Raw genomic sequence first — 17,332 nt, 5'->3', positions numbered from 1 at the left:
GCCAGTGGACGACTCTCCTGCCCGGACCGGGATCCGTCACAGACGAAATGCGCGGATGCATCGTGGCTGCCGCCCGCCTGCCCAGAGGGAGGGGCCACGATGCATCCGCAGCTCTTGGTTTACCGCTGCCAGTTCCCCACAGCGGCCTTCTGCCGGGTCGGCAGCCAGGTGCGGTAGCGGCGCAGGGCCTGGCGCTGCTGGCGCTGCTCCGCGATGAGGGCAACGGCGGGGTGGATGCCGGGCTTGGGCTCGGCACCGCGGGCGATGCGGCGCAGTTGGCGGCGGACCTGCGCCATGCTGGCGGCGGAGGACAGGGACTTGTCCTTCCAGGTCACGGGGCGCATCTGCCGATCGGCTTCGCGGCCGTTCACCCAGCGGTTGGGGAGGTCGGGGGTGACGGCGAGGGCGGTGCCCATGCCGACGACCGCGACACCGCTGGCGAGGACCTGCTCGGCGGTTTCGCGCCGGGTGATGCCGCCGGTGAGCATCAGCGGCACCGGGCTGGTCGTGACGAGGTCCTTGGCGAGCTCGAGGAAGTACGCCTCGCGGGCCTGGGTTCGGGTGTCGGTGGCGCGGCCGGTCATCGCGGGGCTCTCGTAGCTGCCGCCGGAGAGTTCGACCACATCGACGCCGAGCGGCGCGAGCCACTCGATGACCTGGCGTGCGTCGTCGGCGTCGAAGCCGCCGCGCTGGAAGTCGGCGGAGTTGAGCTTCACGGCGACGGTGAAGGACGGCGAGACCGCGGTGCGGACGGCGCGGACGGTGTCCAGGAGCATCCGGGCCCGGTTCTGCAGGGATCCGCCCCACGCGTCGGTGCGCTTGTTGACGAGCGGTGACAGGAACTGCGACAGCAGGTAGCCGTGGGCGGCGTGGATCTCGACCCCGTCGAACCCGGCCTGTTCGGCGCGGGCGGCGGTGACCGCGAAGCGCTTCACGGTGGCCTCGATCTGCTCGGGCGTCATGGCGGTGGGGCGGCCGAAGCGGCCGCTGTGCTTGCCGAGGTCGACGCCGACGTCGGACGGGCCCCAGACGACGCCGGGCATGTCGGAGGCGATCTGGCGGCCGGGGTGGTTGATCTGCATCCAGATCGCCCCGCCGGCGGACTTGCCGGCCTTCGCCCACTCGGCGAACGGCTTCAGGGGCGCGGCGTCGTCGAGGACGATGCCGCCGGGGCCGGTCAGGGCCTCGGCGTGGACCATGACGTTGCCGGTGATCAGCAGACCGGTGCCGCCGCTCGCCCAGCGCCGGTACAGCCCGATCAGCTGCTCGTCGGGGAGCTGGCCGGCGCCGGCCATGTTCTCCTCCATCGCCGCCTTCGCGATCCGGTTGGCCAGCACCGCCCCGGAGCCCAGGTACAGCGGCGTGAACAGTTCGCCAACCATGAGATTCTTCCTCTTCCATCGACTAGGATGTGTACATCGCTTACATTAGGGCAATGATGTGGGCGGTGCAAACATTGGAGAGGGTGACCCATGCCACAAGCAAACGCCTCGTACCACCACGGCGACCTGCGCGCCGCGTGCCTGCGCGCCGCCCGGGAACTCCTCGAGGAGGACGGCAGCGCCGGCCTGTCCCTGCGGGCCGTCGCCCGCCGGGCCGGCGTATCGGCGACCGCCCCCTACCGCCACTACGCCGACCGCGACGCGCTCGTCTCCGCCGTCGCGGCGGAGGGCTACGTCGAACTCGCCGGCCACCTGGCGACAGCGCATCCCTCGCCGCGCACGCCCGAAGACCTCTCAGCCGTCGCCGTCGCCTACGTCCGGTTCGCGATCGAGCGTCCGGCGATGTTCCGGGTGATGTTCGCCGAACCCTGCGACCCGACGAACGAGGAGCGGGCCGCGGCCACGGCCGCCATGAGGGAGTACGTCCGCGCCATCGTCCACGGCGTCTTCCCCGACTCCGACCCCGAGGCCCTGTCCACCGCCGTGTGGGCCTTCGTCCACGGCCTGGCCTTCCTGTACCTGGACGGGAAGCTCGACGCCTCCACCCCCGAGGCAGTGTCGACCGAGGTCAACGCCGCAGTCGAAGCACTGCTCACCGTGGCGCCGGCGATGTCCCGGCCGGAGCCGGAGCAGGTCAACGCCTAGGGAGTGCCCTGCGCGAGGCTCAGCGCCGGCATGGCCGGCGTCCGGCGCGGCCGTATCGGGGTGGACGGCATGGGGCCGGCACGTCTCAGGGGAGGGAGGCCCGCCTGTGCTGGAGGGCGGACGGTGCTGCCGCTGGACCCTGCCTCCCAGCGGGCGTCGATCCGATGGGCGGGGAAGTGGGCGTCTCCCTCATTCCTCTGCCTGCATGACGTGTGATGCGGCATCAGGTTGACGGCCCGCGCAGCCGGCCGCCGTCGGCCTCGACAAGTCGGAAGACAGTGGTCGGGACGGATGACGGCCGCACACTTCGGTGCCGCGGAATCCGAACGCTTGCAGGCGGCGGTTGCTGACGCTGCCCCAGTTGCCGACCCGAGGCAGCAGGGGCCAGGAACCGCGACCGTCGGCACCCGCCGCCCGAAGTCCTGGCCGGCCGGGCCGAGCGCACGGCGCGGACGGTGTGCTTCTTCTGCTGGCCGTTCATGGGTGCTCTTCGGTCCACGGCTTGCCGAATCGTGCCGGTGCGGAACGCATGGGAGCGGTGGTCCGCCCAATATCAGCCCTGGTCAGTCATCGGCGCCGGGTATGCAGGCAGCTGGATTCGTTCACGGAGCGACACCCACCCCCCAGACAACGCTCAGCCCTAGACGTACTGGTCCCAGCGCTCGATCCGCTGGATGACGCGCGACTCTCGCTCACGCACGGCCTCTGCGGCCTCCATAAAAGCCGTGACCAGCGGATTCACCGGGTTCAAGCGGTGGGCTACGGCAACGGTCGAGCCAGGATAGTCATCGATGGGAACGAAGCGGATGCCGGGGCGCGGGGAGTAGCGACCTGCCGCCGCGGGCGTGATGGCGCACGCCATGCCGGCCGCGACGACCTCCATCTCCTCGCTCTGGGTGCTGGTCTCGATGAGGATACGGGCGGCTCTGCTGCCGAGGGGGCCGGCCAGGGTCCAGAAGTCGCGCCAGACGGTGTCCTGCGTGCGGCCGATGGCGATCGGTTCGTCGACGAGGTCGTCGATCCGAATACGGTCGCGGTCGCTCAGACGGTGCGCTGTATACACACCGACCACACAGGGCTCGGTGAACAGCGGACTCGTCACCAGGCCATGGGTGGAGCTCGGCAGCCGGATGAAAGCGACATCGGTCGTTCCGTCGGCGAGGCCCGCGGACGGGTCGGCGAAGTCGAATTCCTGCAGCTGAAGCCTGCTTCCCGGGTACCGGCCGGCGAACTCCGTGAAGATCGGCGTGGTCAACTCGAGCGCCGCGCCCGCGATGAAGCCCACGCGCACCGTGATGTCCCTTCCCTCACCGATCCGCCGGGCCTCGGCGACACCGAGATCGAAACGGGCGAGCACCTCGCGGGACGTCGCCAGGAAAGCCACCCCGGCAGCCGTCAGCTCGACCTTCCGGGAGCTGCGCCGCAGCAACGGCGTGCCGAGTGAGGCCTCGAGTTCGGCGATCTGCTTGCTCAGGGACTGCTGGGCGACGAACAGCTTTGCGGCGGCGCGGGTGAAGTGCAACTCCTCGGCGAGGACCACGAAGGAACGCAATCTGCGCAGGTTCACATCCACAACCTTCATGTTGTAGTTGGCGGCCGTTTTCGGTGTTTCACGCCGGTTAAGACCCGCTGCCACCATGGGCCATCCACTCAGGAGGAAAGGGGAGCACATGCTGCATGCCTCTGCACAGGGCCGCGCAGTCGCGGGCCGGCCGATGGAGGAAACGGTGCCCGGTAGAGCCGTCGTGAACGCCTTCGCGATCCAGGGAGCCGTGCCGGGTCTCGGAAACGGCGGCACCTGTCGCCGGCACACCACAGACGGCTTCGGGGAGTCTTCGGATCTCAGCGGGATCTTCGGGCGAGTGCGCGGTGACCTGACCGAACAGGTGCTCCCCGTCCGCGGGGATGCCCTCGCCGCGATGGGCGCTGCCGTGTCGGCCGATGTTGTCTGTGGAGGTGCTCGGTGACCGGGCCCGGGCGCGACGACTGGACCGTCAACGAGTTCGGCTACCGGCAGGAACTGCGGCGCTCTCTCAGCTGGTTCTCGCTCTTCTCCGTCTCCTTCTCCATCATGTCGATCACCACCGGTATCTTCCTCAACTTCTCGTTCGGGATCACGAGGTTGGGGCCGGTCAGCATCTGGATCTGGCCTGTGGTCGGAGTGGGCCAGCTCTTGGTCGCGCTGGTGCTGGCCGAGCTGGGCACGCGGATCCCCCTGGCAGGAGCGAGCTACCAGTGGGGTTCGCGGCTGGTCGGGCCGGGCTACGGCTGGTTCATCGGGGCCCTCGGCATCCTGTACGGGGCCGTCGGCGTCCCGGGCATCGTGTACCTCGCGGTTGCCCCGCTGACCGAGTACGTCCTCGGTGTGGACGGCGCGTCGCCGCGCCTGACGCTGTTCATCGCGCTGCTGGTCCTGACGGTTGCTTATCTGATCAACGTCATCAGCGTTCAGGCGGCCGCCCGCATCAACAACTTTGCGGTGTTCGCCGAGATCCTCGGTACCGTCGTCCTGGCCGTGCTCCTGTTCTTCCTGTGGGTGCGCGACGACACGAAGACGGATCACGACCTGGGATACCTCGGGACGCATCACCACTTGCCGGGCCAGCCCTACTGGTACGCGGTCGCGCTTGCCGCGCTGGTCGGCGTCTACACGCTCGCGGGCTTCGAGGGGGCGGCCGACGTCGCGGAGGAAGCGGTCGACGCCAAGCGCGCCGTCCCGCGGGCGATCATCGGCAGCGTCGTGGTCTCGGTGGTGCTGGGTATGGTCGTGCTCATCGGATTCACGGTCGCCGTTCCCAGCGACGACGTCCTTGCGAGCGCAGGCCTGCCCGGGGTGATCCAGTACTGGCTCGGCGAGGGCCTCGCGCGCGGCTTCGTCGGTGTAGTGGTCTTCGCGATGTTCGCCCTGATGGTGGTCTCCGCCGCGGTCATCGCCCGGCTGCTGTACGCCATGGCACGCGACAACATGCTCCCGGGGTCCGCGGCGCTGCGACGAGTGAGCCGCACCACGCAGACCCCGGTCGTCGCGCTTGTCAGCGGCTACGTGCTCAACCTCGCGGTCGTGATCTTCGGCTACAACAGCTCCAACTCCTTCGGCACGCTCGTCGGCGCGACCGCCGTTCTGCCCTACCTGGTCTACCTGCTGACCGTCCTGGCCTACGGGTTCAAGCGCCCGCAGCTGAAGGCGATACCGGGGACCTTCCACCTCGGCCGCTTCGCGCCCGTCGTGTTCGGCGCCGCCGTGGTGTGGCTCGTCGCCGTGATCCTGGTCCTGACCCTGCCCGCCGAGTTCCGGAAGGCGGACTACTACGTCCTCGCCGGCCTGGCCATCGCCGCGCTCTGGTGGCTGGTCGCGCTCAGGCAGCGATTCGCCCGAGGTCAGGCCGGCGCGCCGACGATCGACTGGCAGTCACCGCACACCGGCGAAACCCGCACCCGGGTGGGCAGCCCATGATCCGGTCCAGGACCGCAACCACCAGCTGGACGGACCGGGCCGGCGACGGCCGCCGATGTGTGGGCCAACGAGTGGGCCGTCACAGATGTCGGGATCAAGCCGCTCAACCCGGACCAGCTCGCCGGATCAGGGTCCCCACCGGCAACCGGCAGATGTGAGCCCCCGCCAGCAGGCCGGACACCCAGCACCGGTACGGCCACCCGCTGCCGACCGACGTGGCAGTGGCCCCACCCCGTAGCGGCGGGGCCGTTCCTGCCCTCGTGCCAAGCCCCTACCGCGGCCCGGCACGAGGGCAGGCCTGTCCGGGGGCGAGGGACCAACAAGCAGTCTGGCGGTGAGTTCCCCGCTGTCCTCGATCAGCGCCCTGGTACTCGAGAGCGACGAAAAGCTGTCCGGACGGCGGAGAGGCATTCGCGGGACTGTCACGCGAACACGTGGCCCGCCGGATACAGCGACAGCAGTGCGCGATGGGCCGTCGGGCACTGTGTGCAACAGGTCAGTGGCCCGGTCCGGGGCACAGGTCGCTTGCAGGCGGTGAATCTCGATCGGCCGAGGGGACGTGGTACTGAATGGCCCGGCCCTGCCTTCTCCTGCTCGCGACCAAGGGTGATCACGGCGGACAGCGAAACGTGACCCGCCCGGGTGTCCCTCGTTGGACATGGCGTGGAAATTGATGGACATTTCAACGAATGTGAAGAAACGTTTCCTCTTGACTGCCCGCTGTTCTCGGCCTTGGAAGCGCAGTGGCGTGCTGCCGGGCGGGTGGTGCCCGGAGACTCGGATCCCGAATGGGACCGGCTGATGCAGCCGCCACGTTTCGGGCCGCATCCGCCTGTCCGCCGGGGGCGCCGGCACAGGGCGACCCCGCCCAGGCCGAGGTCGCGCACGATCGCCGCGCACGGAGCCGCGTCGTGACCGGCGGCCGCGTCCCTCGCCAGCGCACCGCGGCGGGCGGCGTGGTGGAGCGGATCGACGCGGAGGTCGTCGTGGCACCGGGCCTGGCCGTGCCTGTTCCGACCTGCCTGCGCTACGACCCCTCAGAGCCGTACGCGGTCCACTTGGACGTGCAGGTGTCGGCGGGCGAGCCAGTGCGATGGACCTTCGCCCGCGACCTCCTGTCCGCAGGCACGACCAGGTGGGCCGGCGGCGGAGATGTGTCCGTCTTCCCGAGCCCGGCCAACGACACGGAGCGTGACACGGTCTGTGTCTCCCTCGTCGGGGAGGAGAGCGTTGCGGTGCTCCGGATGCCGACCGTGGTCATCACTGACTTCCTCGCGCAGAGCGAGAACATCGTGCCCATCGGGGGCGAACACCTGCACCTCGAGGAGCCCAACAACCTCCGATCCTGTTTGACGACCCACCCAGTCCTCGTCAGCCGTGGCGCCGTGACGAGGACAGCGACGAGTGACCGCATCCCAAGTCCCAGGCCGGCGTTCGAGGCCTGCAGACCCCCTCGCCCGGCGGTGATCAGCCTCCTGGCGAAGTACAGGAGCGAACAAAGCGCACACCGGACTCCAAGCCAACCAGCGGGTTCCGGGCCGGAGCTCACCGGGAATCCCGGGACCGTCGGATCTGACGGAACGCCAGGGCCAGGACGAGGAGCACGTCGGCGAAGCGGTCGACCGGCTGGGACCCTGGGGAGAAGGCATCGCCGAGCTCACCGACCTGGGAACGGCTCGTCATCCGCAGTCGACTTCGGACCGCGGCCGCGCCCGCTGCCGACCGGGATCGCCGGCCCTGCCGACAGGCGGGCCGCCAGCGAGCCAGGGAGGTCCGCCCGAGACGCGGGGAGGGTGTCTTTGTCCTCCAGCGCCTGGGCGATGCGGGCCCGCGCAGAGACCTGCAGCTTGGCAAGGATGTGCTCGACGTGGGTGTCCACGGTCCGCTTCGAGATGACCAACCGGCCGGCGATCTCACGATTGGACAGCCCCTGCGCAACCAGGGAGGCCACCTCGCGTTCGCGAGCGGTCAGACCTGTCGGCCTCGCATCATCTCCTCCGACACCGGGCCCGTCCGGCGACCGGGGCGGCTCGTCTGTGTCGGCCCGAACCGCCCGGAGAACCTCGTCACCCGACATCCGCCCACCGTGACCATGCCAGCGCTCGAAGCCCGCGGCGCCGAGCGCGGCACGAACGGCCGCGATCACCGCATCCTGCTGCTCCAGCAGCGAAGGCAGAATACCGATGGGGTCGCTGCCCGGCTTGCGCGCACTCTGGCCGTAGCCGAGCAGCCACGCCGCTTGAACGAATCGCTCCTTCGCAGCGGCATGCCAGGCCAGCCCGAGACAGCACAAGGCAGCGACGGGCACGTCCCCGATCTCACTGCTCGCCTCCAGAGCCTCACGCAGACCGGGAACGCTGTCCTCAACGCGCCCCTCGAGCCACAGAATGACGCCCTGAACGGCCAGCGTGGCGGCACAGAGCTGGCGTTCACCGGTGCCCTCGAGACGATCGAGATTGGCCTGGCACCACGCCAGCGCTCCGGCGGAGTCACCGAGGGCCGCCTTCAGCAAAGGACCCTCGGACCGGGTCACGGACAGGCCCAGGAGGTCGTCGATCTCGACAAGACGCTGATACCCCCGCTCCCATTCCGCGAGACCCTCCTCGACCTCGCCACGCATTACCCGCATAGCCCCCAGACTCGGTGCGGCCAGCAGCTGGACCCGCTCCTCACCACACCGGACGGCCACTTCCCACGCCTGGGCGAAATGCTGGGGCGCACTCTCCAGGTCACAGCTCCACACGGCGAGAAGCCCGGCCATGAGCAGGCCCCAGGCACGAGAGGCGCCGTCGTCGGGACTGGCCTGCAACCCCTGATCGATCCAGTAGCGCCCCTCGGACTGCGTCCCCGCTGCCCGCCAGTAGGGAGCGAGCTGCGCAGCAAGCCACAGTCCCTGAGCAGCCCGCCCCGGGGTGTTGAAGGCGTACTGCAGGGCCGCACGGATGTCGGCGATCTCCCTGCGGAACGAGCGGTGCAGTTCGGCCTGCTGGTCGGTGAGGAACTGCTCCCACAGGCGATCGCCCAGCTGCTGGTACAGCAGGAAGTGCCGCTCGCGAGACCTGCCGTCGACCTCGTACTCGGCCAGCCGTTCTGCTCCGTAGGCGCGCAGCGTGTCCAGCATGCGGTACCGGGCTGCGTCCGAGCCCTCGCGGTAGACGACCGACTTGTCGACGAGGTCACTGAGAACGCACAGCACGTCCTCCGCAGGCAGAGACGAATCCGCACACGCACCTTCTACGGAGGACAGTTCGAAGGCGCCGGTGAAGACCGACAGCCTCGCCCACAGCAGCCGCTCCTCATCAGTGCACAACTCGTACGACCAGTCGATCGCCGTACGCAGGGTCTGGTGACGTCCGGGCGCGGTGCGACGCATACCCGTCAGAATCCCGAACCGCTCCTCAAGACGGGCCGTGAGATGGTCCAAGGGCACGGTCCGCAGCCTGACCGCAGCCAGCTCCAGCGCCAGCGGGAGCCCTTCCAGCGTCCCGACGAGCGCCGAGACCTGCCCGCGGTTGCTGTCGGTGACAGCGAAACCCGGGACGGAGGTGAGGGCCCGCTGCTCGAAGAGCGCCATGGCGTCGGCGTGGGGGAGCGGACCGATCGTGATGCAGCGCTCCCCGGGAACGGCGAGGGGCTGCCGGCTGGTGGCCAGCACAGAGACGCTCGCAGCCTCCCGCAGCAGCACATCGCACAGCACGGCGCAGGCGTCGATGATGTGCTCACAGGTGTCCAGCACGATCAGCAACTGACGGCCCCGCAGATGTCCCACGAGAGCGTCCAACGGCGTCGAGCCGGGCTGCTCCGGAAGGCCGAGAACGCCGGCGAGGGTGGCAGGGAGAAGTTCCGCGTCGTGCAGTGTCGACAGTTCCGTCAACCAGACCCCGTCGGGGAACCGCGGCCTGAGGGAGTCCGCCGCGCGCAGGGCGACACGGCTCTTGCCCACACCTCCCGGCCCGACCAGCGTCACCAGAGGTGTCCGGTCGAGCGCCTCCGAGACGGCAGCGACCTCGTCCGCCCTCCCGACGAAGCTGCTCCGGTCGGCCGGCAGCTGCCCGCCACGCTGCTGACCGAATGCAAACCCCATGCCCAACCCTCCCGTCGTGTGTGCTCGCTCAGGGCCGTGGCGACCCACCGTAGGCCATGGAACGGCGCAGTTCCGCCAGGCTGGCGCTGCTGCACTCCGTGAAGAACGACGCACACGCGATCAGCCGGGCAGAGGCAGCGACGGCCTCGAACACGGCAGCCAAGGGTGACCGGAGCGGGCGGCCGGTGACCGGCGCTGGCACGGGTGCGTCCGGTGCCGGGGGCGCCCCGACGGACCGTCAGCCGAGGATCTCGGCGATGCCCTGCTGGTGAGAGGTGACGGTGAAGTCGGGAAACCGCGCCGCGAACTTCGAGGCGTCGAAGATGTTGTCACCCCGGTACCGGGGCAGCAGCTCCTGGACCTCTCCGAGCCGGCCGATGAAGCTCCCGCCGATCCTGAACACGGCCAGCGGCAGCACTGTGTACCGAATACTGCGGCCGGTGACCTGTTCGGCCACCCGGATCATCTCGGCGTAGGTGGGGCGGTGCGGGTCGATGGGCAGATGCCAGGTCTGGCCGTAGGCGTCCGGGGTGTTTCCGATCAGCGCCATGGCGCGGCCGGCGTCCGGTGTCCAGATGAGTGAACGGGAGGTCTTCGCACTGATCGGGACGAGTGGCCGCTTGTCTGCCTTGATCCGGTCGAAGACAAGCGAGTTGGTCAGGCTCTTGGTCTTTCCCGGGCCGTAGAACTCCGGAGCCCGGCAGATGACGGCGTCGACGGATCCCGCCTTCATGGCATCCAGCAGCATCGTCGCGATCTGCGCGCGCACTCGGCCCTTGCGTCCGTTCGGCTCGAAGCCGGTCGACTCGGTCTGCGGGACGGTTGTACCGGGGTACATGTACGTGTTGTCGAAGAACACGAGCTTGGTGCCGTACCTCGCGCAGGCGTCGATGACATTGCGCATCATGACAGGGAACTGTCGCTCCCACAGCTGCGAGTCCAGGGGCAGTCCCACGGTGAGGTACGCGATCTCACTGCCCTCGACGGCCTGCTTCGTGGCCTCGGGGTCCGTCAGGTCGGCCCTGACGAGCTGATCGGTGTCGTGGATCTTCGCGGGGTGGCGGCTGACCAGCCGGATGTCGCGTGTGAACCCACGGTACAGCTCGCGGGTCAGCTCCTCGCCGATGGGCCCGTTGGCGCCCAGAACCGTCTGCATGGGATGTGTCACTCTTTTCGTGAAAATCACATGGTCGGACCGTTTGCCCCATGCCACTTTGCTTCTCGGCTCGGGTCTCCGGCTGCCGCCGTAGACTCAATCATTGCTGCACGATTCGGTGCCCGCATCGCGGCCGCGCCGCAGAAATGGACCCATGCGAGCCCATGCTGCTAACACCTGCCTGCTTCACTGTGTATGAAGCTGATGGTTGCCGGTCAACGGGCCATCCGGCTGCGAGTCATATGACCGCATGAGCTCGAAGAACAGTGGCCATTCGGTGCGCACTCCCGCGCCGGCAGACGGCCCGATTACCTCCAGGGAAGGAGATGCAGAGGCTGTCGTCTCGGCGCGCTGCACCCCAGGTCGTGTGAATACGTATACCTAAATTCGCTCTACCGGCCCGGTGGCTTCACCATGTGGAGTCCTTCTCTCGGTTCGGCCGGGCCTGGCTCGTCCGGGGTAACGCCAGGGCCTTGTTGTCAAGGGCGCTCGCCGAACACCACGCGCAGCAGGGTCCACCGCCGGCCGGAATGAAAGGCCGCCGTGCGCGATATACGTATACGTAATCCGGGCTGGCACCGAGCTCAGGGCGGGGCACATGTCACGCCGGCAAGGCGTGTTCGTCGGCGCGTCGGGCACGGCAGGGCATCGGCGTTCAAGGACGATGGACTCGCAGTTCCGGAGCTCAATGCGCCAGGTTGCAGATAGTAGAAACCGCGCGAAGGATTGAGGGCCGGGAAACCTCCTGTCCCGGAGAATTCGCGGTTGCGGCCGGCTCCGGACGGCAGGACGACACAAACACGTACTCGTGACAATGGAGTCGACATGTCTGATATTCCTCCGCCGATCACGCCGTATCTGGAGCGGGCCGCGCAGGAGTTGAGTGATGCGACGGATCCGCATCCGCGGATCTACGAGGTCCCGCCGGAGCAGGGGCGTGACATCCTGGCGGGCCTGCAGGCGGACCTGAGTGTGCCGCGGCCTGAGGTCGACGAGGAGTGGGTGGAGGTGGACGCGGGCGAGTGGGGCACCGTCCGTACTCGCATCATCCGCCCGAAGGGCGCCGCTGGCGCGTTGCCGGTGGTGTTCTACATCCACGGCGCGGGCTGGGTGTTCGGCGACGACAAGACCCACGACCGGCTGTTCCGGGAGCTCACGGTCGGGGCGGGCGCGGCGGGTGTCTTCCCGGTGTACGACCGGGCGCCGGAGGCGAAGTACCCGACCCAGGTCGAGCAGAACTACGCGGTCGGCCAGTGGGTCCTCAAGCACGGCGCGGAGCACGGCCTGGACACCTCCCGGATCGCCGTGACCGGCGAGTCGGTCGGCGGCTGCATGTCGACCGTGTTCGCGCTGATGAACAAGGAGCGCGGCGGGATCGACCTCAAGGCCCAGGTCCTGCTCTACCCGGTGACCAACGCGAACTTCGAGACCCCGTCCTACCACCAGTTCGCCGAGGGCTACTTCCTCACCCGTGACGGCATGAAGTGGTTCTGGGACGCCTACACCACCGACCCCGCCAAGCGCGCCGAGCACCACGCCTCGCCCCTGCAGTCGACCCTGGAACAGCTCAAGGGCCTGCCCACCACCCTCGTCATCACCGACGAGGCGGACGTGCTGCGCGACGAGGGCGAGCAGTACGCCAACAAGCTCCGCGAGGCCGGCGTCGACGTCACCTCCGTCCGCGTCCAGGCGATGGTCCACGACTTCATGCTCCTGGACAGCCTGCGCGACACCCGCGCCGCCAACATCGCCCGCAAACTCGCCATCGACGCCCTCCGAACAGCACTCCACGGCAGCTGACCCACGCAAGTCCGCACGCTGGAATCGCAGATGACGCCGGGTCCGGCAGGCATTCTTCTTGCCTCTCCGGCCCCGGCCGATCGCGCTCTGCGACGTACCCCAGCTGCGGCCCGGCCGGGCGGATCTGGTCAGTCCCTACACCCTGGAGATCAGCAGCGGGAGCTCTCCGGCCATGACCGGAGCGGACCGCAGCGCGACTTGGCACTACCGGAGAAACGGGGCGCCGGCAGCCTGGCCATGGTGTTCAAGCAGCTCGAGTCGGCCCAGGCCAGCTGGCGCGGTCCGCGGAGGCCACTTGGTCGCGCTGGTCCGCGCAGGTGCGAAGCTCGAAGACGGTGTTCTGGCCGAGCACGAGCAGCTCACGGCGGCCTGATATGCCAAACGGGCGAACCAAAGATCATGACGCTGCGGTCAGGAACCCCAAGGCTGTCGGGATGTTCTGCGACAGGTCGATGACGCTGTCCAGGACCAGTCGATCGCCGGCCCATGGAGCGAACGCTTCCCGCCCGGCGCTCGACCACCTCCTACGTCGGCTCGTGGAAGCTGTCGATCTCCCGTGACCGGCCTTCGAGTCGACGGCGATGCGCTGTCGGATCCGAGCACGCCACCTCGACGAACACCACCGGCACGCCGCGACGAGACGCCGGCGCCCGCTACTGCGCCCGCGCCTCCTCCACCGCGTTGGCCGCATCGACGATCACCGTCGGGCCCAGAGCCAGAAGCGGCAGCGCGACCGGGTGGTGCCGCCTGGGCCGCGGCTACAAGGAGCGTCGATAGAACGGAAGGAGCGTGACGACCGCCTCCTCACGGCCGGCACCGACCTCGACAAGGACCTCGGTGCCGGGCTCGGTGCGGTGCGCGCGCAGATAGGCCATAGCCACCGGGTGGCCAAGGGTCGGGGACATTTCGCCCGAGGTGATCTCGCCGATAGGTTCGCGGGTATGCCGATCGAGCACACGGTGGCCGCTACGGGGCACGGTGGGACCGGCGGTCGTCAGCCCCACCAGCGAACGGGAAGGAGTGACGCCCCGGCGGGCCCGAAGCGCCGTGTCCCCGACGAACGATGCGCGCTTGTCGAAGGCCACGACGTTGCCGAGGCCGGCTTCGAACGGAGTGACGCGTACGGTGAGCTCCCGGCCCTGGGCTGGTACCCCGGCCTCCAACCGCAGCATGTCCCTAGAGGCCAGACCACACGCCGCCAGCCCCTGCCCGGAGCCGACCAGCGTGAGGGCCCGCCACACGGAGGGCCCGCAGCCGGGGGAGCAGTAGATCTCAAAGCCGTCCTCACCGGTGCCGCCGGTGCGCGAGAGCAGGACGTCCATGCCCTGCAGACGGGCGCGGGAGATCGTGTGGCGCGGCAGCCTCGAAGTATCCACTTCCGCCACTTCATCGACGAGCGCGGCCGCCGCAGGACCATGGAGCGCCAGCAGCGCCCAGTCGTTCGTCGCGTCCTGGAGCGTGACCGCGAACCCGTCGACCCGGTCCCGAAGGACAGGACACACAACGACAGTGCTGCAGACGATCAGATACCTGCTCGCCTCGACGCGGTGAACCACGACGTCGTCGAGGATGCCGCCGCTCTCGTGAACCAGGACGGAATAGCGACTCTGTCCGACCGGTGTCCTCGACGGCTCCCCGACCAGCGCATGATCCAGGGCACGCCCGGCTTCCGGCCCAAAGACCTCAATCTTTCCCAGATGCGAGAGATCGAACAGACCCACCGCGGTCCGAACGGCATGGTGCTCGGCCAACTCGGAGCTGTAGCGAAGGGGCATCGACCATCCCGCGACATCGGCGAAGGCGGCGCCGAGTTCCCGATGGATGTCGTACAGGGGACTCTTCTTCGACATGGTTGTCCTCTCAGACACACACCAGCCGGCCAGCACTGCTGCGGCACGGTGTGCAGGCTGCTACAGAGAGCTCCACGCGCTGCGCCGCCCCGAACGGCACGTCCCCGCCGAAGCGGTGACGGCCGGAAAGGCGCGAGCGGGAACCAGGAACGGGGATCAGACGCCCGTTGTTGACCGGTGGATGATGCTGCGCGCTCGCGGGAATTCGGACACCGCAAGGCGGGGAAGAGAGAAGAAGGCCATCGGAGGCTCCTCGACGGGGCGGCACGCGCTACGGCGTGCGGTCGATTGGGCCTCCCCCTCTGTCATTGGCCTGAGAGCTTCACAGCGCGTCGCTACACGCTGCTTTCACCGTGGGCGAGGTACGTCACACGCACCTGCTTTCCAGAGCCCGCCTTCTTCTGCGCGGTGACGGTGCCTGAGAGTTTCCGGGGAGGATTTGCTCCTTCGGCGTCACGCTCCTGCGAGTGCAATCTCTCCCGCGCAGGATCATCGGCGGAGTATTCGATTGTTGTGCTGTTCAGGGCAAAGTATGCGAGTCAGGACGGGCCGTCAAGACTCGGTCCACCGATTGGTCATCGGCCCCTCAAGGCGCTCACCCGACAGCCGCGGCGCGGCGGGCGCCAGGCCTTGACTTCATCGGCAATCAGATCGGCTCGCCAGCGCCGCTGCAGGAGCGGGAATTGCGACGAGCAGCAGGAGGACCGAGACCAGGGAACCGGTGACTACCGGGCTGTACGGACTGTGGTCCTCGAGCCGTTCCAGCAGTAGAGCCCCGGGCCGACCGGCCACAACCTCTGGTTTGACAGCGTGACACCGTCGACCGGCCGCAGTGATCGCCTTCGGAGTCCTCCCGGCACTGCGCACGTCCGCCCTCGGGATCGCGCAGACCTTCCCGCCCGGCGGCGCGTGGTCCCTGCGGTGAGAGCTCCGAGCCTGCCGGGCATGGGCATGGGCGTGCTGTTCGTGCTGGCGGGCGCAGTCGAACGCGCAGAGACCCTGGCCCGGCTTCCCCGTTGCCGACGGTGCGTCAGGATGTCCATATGGCAGATGAAATGATTTCTTCGCGTGCTATAGCCGACGACCATCTCGACCGGCTGGCTGCGGCCGACCCGATGACCTCGGCCTGGCTGGGCCTGAACCGTGGTGACGACCGGCAGCCGGACCTTTCACCCGACGGCTTCGAGGCCCGCGCTGAGCTCGCCCGCCGCACTCTCGCCGTCCTCGACGCCGCTCCCGCTCCGGACGCTCCGGCTTCGGACGGTCGCGCCGAACAGGCCTGCGCCCGGCTGCTGAGAGAACGCCTCACCGCCGAACTCGCGATGCACGACACCGGCGAGAACTTCCGGCAGTTGCGCACGGTGGGCGCGCACGTCGACCAGGTGCGGACGATCTTCTCCTTCATGCCCACCGCCACCGATGAGGACTGGGCCGCGGTAGCCGGACGGCTGCGCAACCTTCCCGGCGCATTGGACGGCTACCGGGCCACTCTCACCGAGGGCATCTCCCGCGGTCTGCTCGCCGCACCCCGACAGGCCACCGGGATGGTCGGTCAGCTCACCGCGTGGACCGGTGAGGCCGGCGGGCAGCACGCGGCCACCGGCGCGGGCTGGTTCGCCGATTTCGTCGCCAGCGGCAGCGACCGGTTGCGCCCCGAGCTGGAGAGCGCTGCCCACCGGGCCACTGCCGCCGTCGCCGACTTCCGCGACTGGCTGCGCGACACCTACGTCCCCGCCGCGGCGGACACCCCGGACGCCGTTGGCCGCGAACGCTACCTGTGCGCCGCCCGCCACAACACCGGCGCCGCACTCGACCTGGACGAGGCCTACGCCTGGGCCTGGGACGAGTTCCACCGCACGCTCGGCGAGATGCGCATCGAGGCCGGCCGCCTCCTGCCGGGCGCCCCCCTCCTCGAGGCCATGCACCACCTGGAGCAGCACGGCCACGCAATCAAGGGCGGGGAGGCCATCCGGGACTGGCTGCAGCAGCTCATGGACGAAGCGATCACCGCCCTCGACGCCAGCCACTTCGACCTCTCCGGCCCGATCCGCAACGTCGAGTCGTGCATCGCACCCCCCGGCAGCGCCTCCGGACCCTACTACCAGGGCCCGAGCCTCGACTTCAGCCGCCCCGGACGCACCTTCATGCCCACCCTCGGCCAGGACACCTTCCCGACCTGGCAGCTCGTCAGCATCTGGTACCACGAAGGCGTCCCGGGCCACCACCTCCAGCTCGCCCAGTGGGTCGCGGTCGCCGACCGGCTCAGCCGCTACCAGGTCACCGCAGGCACGGTCAGCGCCAACATCGAGGGCTGGGCACTGTACGCCGAGCGCCTCATGGATGAACTGGGCTTCTACTCCGAGCCCGCGAACCGCCTCGGCTTCCTCGACGGGCAGATGCTGCGCACGATCCGCGTGATCGTCGACATCGGCATGCACCTCGAACTCGCCATCCCCGCCGACTCCGGCTTCCACCCCGGCGAGCGCTGGACGCCGGCCCTCGCCGCGGAGTTCATGGCCACGTACAACGGCAGCCCGGCGGCCCGCCGCGCCAGCGAGATCGACCGCTACCTCGGCTGGCCCGGCCAGGCCATCGGCTACAAGCTCGGCGAACGCGCCTGGCTCCAAGGCCGCGCGGCGGCGAAGCGCCGTCACGGTTCCGCGTTCGACCTGAAGGCCTGGCACATGAAGGCGCTCTCCCAGGGCTCGCTCGGCCTCGACGACTTGGTCGACAGCCTCGCGGTCCTGTAGACGCAGCCCGTCCCCCACCCCGAGCACCCGTACAGCGTTCCGGTCACCGCTCCGCCGCAGGGCCGGCTCAGCGCCACCGACACTGCTGTGTACGCGCTACATCAGGCCCAGGGCCTTCAGTAGCGTGTACACCCCAGCTGCGTGCGACCTC

At 69.0% G+C, this 17,332-nt stretch carries 9 protein-coding genes, 1 pseudogene and 1 riboswitch; of the genes and pseudogenes, 5 read left to right on the top strand and 5 right to left on the bottom strand.

All coding sequences use genetic code 11. The features are described from left to right. Window positions 1-119: 119 nt before the first annotated feature. A complete protein-coding gene (locus tag ACGFX4_RS19675; RefSeq protein WP_393075770.1) occupies window positions 120-1,382 on the bottom strand; it encodes an NADH:flavin oxidoreductase/NADH oxidase family protein in 1,263 nt (420 codons plus the stop codon). Window positions 1,383-1,472: 90 nt separating this feature from the next. Here ACGFX4_RS19675 and ACGFX4_RS19670 point away from each other — a divergent pair, with 90 nt between their 5' ends. Then, window positions 1,473-2,087: a TetR/AcrR family transcriptional regulator gene (locus ACGFX4_RS19670; protein WP_393075768.1), complete on the top strand. Its 615-nt coding sequence runs from the start codon at window positions 1,473-1,475 to the stop codon at window positions 2,085-2,087. 640 nt (window positions 2,088-2,727) lie between these two features. Here ACGFX4_RS19670 and ACGFX4_RS19665 read toward each other — a convergent pair. Next, complete coding sequence (locus ACGFX4_RS19665) at window positions 2,728-3,726, bottom strand: LysR family transcriptional regulator (RefSeq protein ID WP_393075765.1); 999 nt, start codon at window positions 3,724-3,726, stop codon at window positions 2,728-2,730. Window positions 3,727-4,050: 324 nt separating this feature from the next. Here ACGFX4_RS19665 and ACGFX4_RS19660 point away from each other — a divergent pair, with 324 nt between their 5' ends. Then, window positions 4,051-5,541 carry an amino acid permease gene (locus ACGFX4_RS19660; RefSeq protein WP_393075762.1) on the top strand — a complete coding sequence of 497 codons (1,491 nt, stop codon included), beginning with the start codon at window positions 4,051-4,053 and terminating at the stop codon, window positions 5,539-5,541. A 788-nt stretch (window positions 5,542-6,329) separates the two neighbouring features. Beyond that, window positions 6,330-6,839: pseudogene (locus tag ACGFX4_RS19655) on the top strand (SsgA family sporulation/cell division regulator); the annotation flags it as partial. 359 nt (window positions 6,840-7,198) lie between these two features. On the opposite strand, the gene ACGFX4_RS19650 reads toward ACGFX4_RS19655, so the two are convergent. Both ACGFX4_RS19650 and ACGFX4_RS19645 read right to left on the bottom strand, forming a co-directional pair. After that, complete coding sequence (locus ACGFX4_RS19650) at window positions 7,199-9,625, bottom strand: ATP-binding protein (RefSeq protein WP_393075760.1); 2,427 nt, start codon at window positions 9,623-9,625, stop codon at window positions 7,199-7,201. 238 nt (window positions 9,626-9,863) lie between these two features. Then, window positions 9,864-10,781, bottom strand: coding sequence for an NAD-dependent epimerase/dehydratase family protein (locus tag ACGFX4_RS19645; protein ID WP_393075757.1), 918 nt, complete (start codon window positions 10,779-10,781; stop codon window positions 9,864-9,866). A gap of 825 nt (window positions 10,782-11,606) precedes the next feature. Here ACGFX4_RS19645 and ACGFX4_RS19640 point away from each other — a divergent pair. Beyond that, window positions 11,607-12,581 (top strand): alpha/beta hydrolase, encoded by a 975-nt coding sequence (locus ACGFX4_RS19640; RefSeq protein ID WP_393075754.1) that lies wholly within the window; start codon window positions 11,607-11,609, stop codon window positions 12,579-12,581. A 758-nt stretch (window positions 12,582-13,339) separates the two neighbouring features. Here ACGFX4_RS19640 and gcvT read toward each other — a convergent pair. Further along, window positions 13,340-14,431, bottom strand: a complete 1,092-nt coding sequence (gene gcvT, locus ACGFX4_RS19635; RefSeq protein WP_393075751.1) for a glycine cleavage system aminomethyltransferase GcvT — start codon at window positions 14,429-14,431, stop codon at window positions 13,340-13,342. Window positions 14,432-14,827: 396 nt separating this feature from the next. Then, window positions 14,828-14,923, bottom strand: a riboswitch (glycine riboswitch). Window positions 14,924-15,486: 563 nt separating this feature from the next. Here gcvT and ACGFX4_RS19630 point away from each other — a divergent pair. Beyond that, window positions 15,487-17,181 (top strand): DUF885 domain-containing protein, encoded by a 1,695-nt coding sequence (locus ACGFX4_RS19630; RefSeq protein ID WP_393075748.1) that lies wholly within the window; start codon window positions 15,487-15,489, stop codon window positions 17,179-17,181. Window positions 17,182-17,332: the final 151 nt, after the last annotated feature.

The sequence above is a fragment of the Kitasatospora sp. NPDC048365 genome (genome assembly GCF_043200835.1).
Taxonomy (GTDB): domain Bacteria; phylum Actinomycetota; class Actinomycetes; order Streptomycetales; family Streptomycetaceae; genus Kitasatospora; species Kitasatospora terrestris.
This window is presented reverse-complemented; position numbering and strand designations above follow the sequence as displayed.